The 2,650-nt window shown below is 54.3% G+C and carries 2 protein-coding genes; one reads left to right on the top strand and one right to left on the bottom strand.

All coding sequences use genetic code 11. The annotated features are described in order from the left end of the window. Positions 1 to 78: 78 nt before the first annotated feature. Positions 79 to 1,308: a BMP family lipoprotein gene (locus tag VAE57_RS02795; RefSeq protein ID WP_322820392.1), complete on the bottom strand. Its 1,230-nt coding sequence runs from the start codon at positions 1,306 to 1,308 to the stop codon at positions 79 to 81. 551 nt (positions 1,309 to 1,859) lie between these two features. Between VAE57_RS02795 and VAE57_RS02790 the strand changes: the two genes are divergently transcribed. Beyond that, complete coding sequence (locus VAE57_RS02790) at positions 1,860 to 2,546, top strand: hypothetical protein (RefSeq protein ID WP_322820391.1); 687 nt, start codon at positions 1,860 to 1,862, stop codon at positions 2,544 to 2,546. Positions 2,547 to 2,650: the final 104 nt, after the last annotated feature.

Raw genomic sequence — 2,650 nt, 5'->3', positions numbered from 1 at the left:
CATTCTCTCTCTTGCCGAGATACTTCACCCCGTTAACAAACAGAGACGGGCAAGATGCCCGTCTCTGCCACGTGGTAATTACGGCGCACTCTGACCTTCAATACCGGCCAACAACTGTGAGGTATACCAGATCGTCTTATCGTCGGCGACCTGACCTTCCGGTACAAAGACACTGCCATCCTGATAGTACAGGGGGCCGGTGAAAAGGTTCAGACTACCATCTGCCAGCTTTGCAATAAACTCATCCAGCTTCGCAGCATTCTCAGCACTTAGTGCCGGCCCCTTCACGAAACCGATCATGCTCGTATCGGGATCGTTCAAGTTGCTCCAGTTCGGCCCAACCCACTCCCAGGCCGGCTCCCACTGACCGGCGCGGGCCAGCTCAACCAAACGCTTGTAGTCGGGACCCCAATTGAAGTACGGCACACCCAGACAGACAGCCTCACCCTGGGCGCAGGCTCCTTTGAAATCGTAGGGCACCGCAAACACCCGCTTCCCGGCTTGTGTTGCTTTATTGGCTTCGACAATTGCCTCAGTGGTATCAATCCCTGACAGAATAACGTCATAGCCCTCGTTAATAAAATCGTTGGCAACCCTGGTTGGATCGAGCGTCACACCGGGAATATTGAACCAGAAACCGATCCATGTCACCTTAAAGGCCAGACCATCTGCCGAACGACCGCGGTAGTTTTCCCAGCAATAACGTGCACCGAGATAGGTTGAATTCACCAACCGGCGCGTCTCTGGGTCGATCAGCGGGCCAAGGTAGGCCAGCCGCCCGGCCTCAGTCGTAAGTGCTGCTGCACAGCCGGCGATCATCTTCCCATACTCCATACGACCCATCAGGTTTCGCACATTGGCCGGCGCTTCACCGGTCAGCACCTTGTCACCGGACGCATGAATAAAGGCCACTTCTGGGTGGGCGGTAGCAGCGATGTTAGTGCCATCGGCAAATTCCGCCGAGTTGGTGATGATCAGGCGTGCACCCTGACCAATCAACTCTTCGATAGCCTGCTCAACCTTGACATTCGGTCGATCTGCCGGATTAACCTTATCGATGTAGATAAACTTCACGCCTGGCAGCTTCTCAACCACGTACTGGGCGGCCTCGTAATGGGCCTGATTCCAGCCACCATCGTTAATCGGCCCGACCAGCACCATCCCAAAAGTGAACTCCTCCCCGGTGGCTGGTGTTGGTTCAGCGGGGGCAGCCGTCGGTTCAGCAGCCGGCTGCGACCCACAGGCAGCGAGCAGCAGACTAAACAGGACAAGCACTAACAATGGCCAGTGAACAACGCGGTCTCTCATCGGTCGACTCCTTGCGAGCATCTGCAAATCCGAACACGAACAACGAAGCGGCGCAACCGATGAGCAAACCATTGCCATCGCTGCGCCGAGACGGTTTTGCGCAGATTTACACCTCTGACGGGGAGGATTCCCTGCCGGCCTCTTTGCCGATCAGGGCGCTATTGCGGAGCGCCCGATTACGGAGCCGAGTATAGCCGAGAGAGGCTAGACTGTCAATTGACAGTGCGATATACTGCGATTCTATCGAAACGTCTTACCAGGCCAGGTAGATATAATCCTTTCATCCACGATCAAGTAGAGATGCACTCTATTCGGATAGGTGCTATGTAAACCTCCTTAACTGCATCAACGAAAGGGCCGCTTATGTACAGAGTTACGCTTGTTCTGGCGGTCTTCCTCGTGAGTGCTTTTACATCTCCAGCATCGTCAGATGCAGCATCAGGTTCTGATCCAATCTGCTTCACCGATCATGAGGAATGTGTCGATCCACGTTTTGCCGATTTCTGGCGGAGTAACGATGTTCATGCAATCACTGGCGAAAAGATAACGCTTTGCGAATCTTTGGTTTTCCGCTTGGACCAGCCCGAATCGAGTCGGTGAATGGTGAAGCTGTTTTAGCGCAACCGTTTGCGAACGTCATCATGCAGCAACCGCTCGGCAACACGAATCCAGCACAGATTTCTCTCCAGACGATTGGATTAGAACGCCTCAGTCAACTCAAACAGGCACTCTCTCTGCCCCAATCTCCGCCAGAAACTCGACGAACAGGTTGTCGTTTCTTCACTCAGTGGTTCGAGCGTGCCCGATTACAGTACGATGGAGTTGCTGAAGAAATGATCATCACTCCATTAGGTCGCGATGTTGTTGATGATCGACCCGATCTGCCACCTCTACCACGTAACAAGGGCGTTCAGGTGAACGCAACAAGCGTCACTGCCGGAGGCATCGTCTCCGCACGTGGCAATGGCTACACGAATGATCAGGCCGTCACCATTACCGTATTCCGTGCTGATGGTACCAGCTTTGCGGCAGGTACAGAGGTCACCCCCAACACGAATGGAGTTACAGAAAGGTACTGCCTGGAAGTACCCGCCAATGCGCTACCCGGTATTTGGGCAATTGCTTTCAACGGCGTTCAAACCGGGCATCAGACGATAGGTTTCTTCCGTGTGGTCACAACCGGCACGCCCAATACGACATGCCCTGATCTGATCGCACCGTTGCCCAACGGTCGGTAGTGACAGATTGATGTATGCTGCAAAGATGACCTGCCGGGAACCAGTAGGAACGCACCCCGTGCGCCCCTGCTGGTGCGGGTTCATTACATGACATAGCGATGTGA

The organism is Chloroflexus sp. (assembly GCF_034434295.1).
In the GTDB taxonomy this organism is placed as follows: Bacteria; Chloroflexota; Chloroflexia; order Chloroflexales; family Chloroflexaceae; genus Chloroflexus.
This window is presented reverse-complemented; position numbering and strand designations above follow the sequence as displayed.

Bases quoted from the DNA above. Each gene is read 5' to 3' on its own strand.
- VAE57_RS02795 (WP_322820392.1), bottom strand. From the start codon at position 1,308: ATGAGAGACCGCGTTGTTCACTGGCCATTGTTAGTGCTTGTCCTGTTT.